Annotated in this window: 3 protein-coding genes; all 3 read left to right on the plus strand. The window is 73.9% G+C overall.

Annotation, left to right across the window (positions count from 1 at the left end):
- Positions 1-202: 202 nt before the first annotated feature.
- Positions 203-889: a tetratricopeptide repeat protein gene (locus tag I8J29_RS33220; protein WP_208851537.1), complete on the plus strand. Its 687-nt coding sequence runs from the start codon at positions 203-205 to the stop codon at positions 887-889.
- Positions 843-2,726 carry a glycosyltransferase gene (locus I8J29_RS33225; RefSeq protein ID WP_208851538.1) on the plus strand — a complete coding sequence of 628 codons (1,884 nt, stop codon included), beginning with the start codon at positions 843-845 and terminating at the stop codon, positions 2,724-2,726. Before I8J29_RS33220 ends, I8J29_RS33225 begins: the two co-directional genes overlap by 47 nt.
- Positions 2,727-2,732: 6 nt before the next feature.
- On the plus strand, positions 2,733-3,650 hold a 918-nt coding region (locus I8J29_RS33230; protein ID WP_208851539.1), incomplete at its 3' end, for a glycosyltransferase family 2 protein.

Below are 3,650 nucleotides of genomic sequence, written 5' to 3' on the forward strand. Positions count from 1 at the left end.
CCCCCCCCCCCCCCCCCCCCCCCCCCCCCCCCCCCCCCCCCCCCCCCCCCCCCCCCCCCCCCCCCCCCCCCCCCCCCCCCCCCCCCCCCCCCCCCCGCCGCCCCCCCCCCCCCCCCCCCCCCCCCCCCCCCCCCCCCCCCCCCCCCCTATTTGCAAGCAGAAGACGGGATACGAGTAGAAGTGGAGACTGGAATTCAGACAAGTGCACTTCCGAACTGGACCGCTGAGGGAGCGGCTGCGGGACGCGTTCGGCGAGGAGGCGCGGCTGCTGTTCGCGGCGGAGCGCATCGCCGCCCCGTACATCGCGCGCCGAACGGTCCGCGACGCCGGCGGGGAAGCTTCCGTGCCGGGCTGGACGCCGCTGATCGCGCGGCTCGCGGAGCGCGCGCTGGCGCTGGGGCTGCCGCGGCTCGCGGGCCGGCTCCGGCAGGCGGCGCCGGCGCTCGAGGACCGCTGGGCGCCGGCGCTGTACCGCCACGGCTACGCGCAAGCGGCGGCGGCCCGGCTGCTGCGGACGATGGAGACGCGGCCGCTGCGGGCGGAAGAGAGCTTCGCGCTCGGCGAGATCCTGGTGCTGAAGGGATTGTACGGCGAAGCGACGGCGCTGTTCGAGAACGCGCTGGCGGACGAAGGCATGGCGCCGCGCGCCCGGCTCGGGGCGGCGTTCTGCGCGCTGGCGATGGCCCGCGAGGCGCTGCTGCCTTGGGCGGAGACCGCGACGCCCGCATACGGCGGCGGCTGGCCGCTGGCGGATCTCGAGCAATTGCAGCAGGCGATCGTCCGCACGGAGGCGGCGGGATGGCGGACCCCGTGGACGGCCGCGCAAAGGAGGCGCATGAACGATGGCGAAGACGAAGCTGATCACGCTCTGCATGATCGTCAAAAATGAAATCCGCGACCTGCCGCGCTGTCTCCGGAGCGTCAAGGGCGTCGTCGACCAGATCGTCGTCGTGGACACCGGCTCCGACGACGGCACGGTCGAGGCCGCCCGCAAATTCGGGGCGTCGGTGGTGCGCAGCGCGTGGACGGGGGATTTTGCCGCGGCCCGCAATCAAGGGCTCGTCCACGCCGAGGGCGAGTGGATCCTGTTTCTCGACGCCGACGAGGAGCTGGACGCCGGCACCCGGGAGCAATTGCGGGAATTGGCGCAGCACCGGGAGATCGCGGGCTTCTTCCTGAACGTGTGGAACTACGCGGGGGAAGGGAGCGACGGCGCGACGATCAACCCCGTCCTGCGCATGTTCCGCAACGACCGGCGGTACCGGTTCGAGGGCCGGATCCACGAGCAGATCGCCGGGCCGATCGTGCGCCATACGCCGGACGCGCGGTTCCACCTGAGCGACGTCATCATCCACCACTACGGCTACCGGCGCGAAGCCGTGGCGGCCAAGGACAAGGTGAACCGCAACCGGACGCTGCTGGAGCAGGCCATCCGCGAGGAGCCGGATAACCGGTTCAACCGGTATAACCTCGGCGTGGAATATTTTCGCGCGGGCGAGGCCGATGCGGCGCTCGAAGCGTTCCGGCGGGCGCGGGAGGGCCTCGATCACGCGGCCGTCAGCTACGCGCATCTGCTGGTGAAGCACGAAACGAGCTGCCTGCAGGTGCTCCGCCGGTGGCCGGAGGCGCTGCGGAACGCGGAGGAAGGGCTGGCGTGGTACCCGGATTACCCGGATCTGTGGCATGCCAAAGGGGTCGCGCTGGCTTCGCTCGGCCGCCGGAGGCAAGCCGCCGAGGCGTTCGCCGCCGCGATCGCGGTCGGCCGGGCGCCGGCGCATTACCATACGGAGGACGGAATGGGGACCTACCAGACGGCGTACTGGCTCGGCCTGATGCACGAGGCGGAGCTGGACTTCGACGCGGCGGCCCATTGGTACGCGGAGGCGGTGCGCCATCGGGGCAGCTTGCTCGCGCCGTTATATCGGCTGTGTCGGATGATGCGCGCGGCGGCGACGCAGGAGCGGCTGGCCGCGTTCATCGGGGCGCGATTCTCGCTGGCGTCGCCGGAGGCGTCCGGGAAGCTGGCCGGCATTCTGCTCGACTGCGGCTGTTACGACGCGCTCGGGACGTGGCTGGAAGAAAGGCTGGCGGCCGCGGAGGACGGGGAACGGGAGGCGCTGCGGCCGTGGCTCGCGCTGGCGCGGGCATGCGCGCGTTTGAACGGGGATGAAACGGAGGCCGCGGTTGCGGCTGGCGCCGCGGCGCATCGGGAGGAACGCGCCGATGGCGCCCCGGGAGCGATTGCGGGTGACGGCGCGCCGGACGCTGCCGAAGCGGCAACCGGGCCGGAGGATGCCGGATCGGCGCATGCGGCGATATCGGGAGGCACCGCTTCGGTCGAGCCGGCTCCGGCGGCGGACGAGAGCCGCGGGGGGGCGCGACGGCTGGCCGCGCTGCGGGCGGCGGCGGCTTGGCTGGAAGCGGCGGAAGCGCGCCCGTATCCGGCGGCGGCCCGGGAATGGCTGCCTTTGCTGCTGGCCGGACGCGGTCCGGAGCCCGCGGCAGCGAAGGATCGGGTGCGCGGCATCGTCGGCGCGATGCTGGACGGCCGCCCGGCCGCTGCCGGCGAAGCCGCGGCGGAGGCGGCGCGCGCGGACGTCCGGCTCGGGGCGAAGGCCTTATTCGCGCTGGCGGACCGGCACTTGGCGGAGGCGCAGCGTACCGCCGGATGGGCGCAGGCCGTGCGGGCGATCCGCTTGGCGCTGCCGGCCGCCGGACGGGAGTGAGCGCGGATGGCGCGGGACGGGCGCGAGCTTAGAGCATCCGGCACATCCGACGCGTCCGGCGCATCCGGCGCATGCGGGCTGCCGCTGCCGGTGTCGCTGTGCCTGATCGCGCGGAACGAGCGCCGCTTCCTGGCGGACTGCCTGCGTTCGGCGGCGCCGTACGTCGCGGAGACGATTCTCGTCGATACCGGTTCGACGGACGGGACGGCCGCGATCGGCGCGTCGTTCGGGGCGCGCGTGATCCACGAAGCGTGGGCGGACGATTTCGCCGCGGCCCGGAACCGGTCGCTGGCCGCCGCGTCGCAGCCGTGGATTCTCGTGCTGGACGCGGACGAACGGCTGGCCGTCGGCGATCCGGCGGCGTGGATGCGTTTGCTGGAAGACGAGGCGAAAGGCGGCTACTTCGTCCAGGTGATCAGCCGGGTCGGGAGCGGGGCGCGGGCCGGCACGGTCACGGACGCGGTGTGCCGCCTGTTCCGCAACGACGCGCGGGTGCGCTTCCGCGGGCTGGTGCACGAGGAGGCGGCTTCGTCCGTGTACGACGCCTACGGCGGCGAGGCGATCGGCGACGCGGCGGGCCTGTCGATCCTGCACGAGGGCTACCGGGACGACGTCATTGCGGAGCGGGACAAATTCGCCCGCAACCGCCGTCTTCTGGCGCGGGCGCTGGCCGCCGCCCCGGACGACCCGGCGCTGCGGTACGCCGCGGGGACGGAGCTGTTCGCGGCGGGGGATTACGCGGGCGCGCTGCGGTGGCTCGAGCCGCTCGCCGGTCTGGCGCGCGACCCCGGCTACGGCTCGGACGCCATGCTGAAGCTCGTGCACGCGTGCCGCGCCGCCGGACGGCCCGCGGATGCGGCGCGGCACGCGGCCGACGGCGCGAAGCGGTACCCGGACTTCGCGGATCTGCACGACGCGCGCGCC

Source organism: Paenibacillus artemisiicola (assembly GCF_017652985.1).
Classification (GTDB): Bacteria; Bacillota; Bacilli; order Paenibacillales; family Paenibacillaceae; genus Paenibacillus_Z; species Paenibacillus_Z artemisiicola.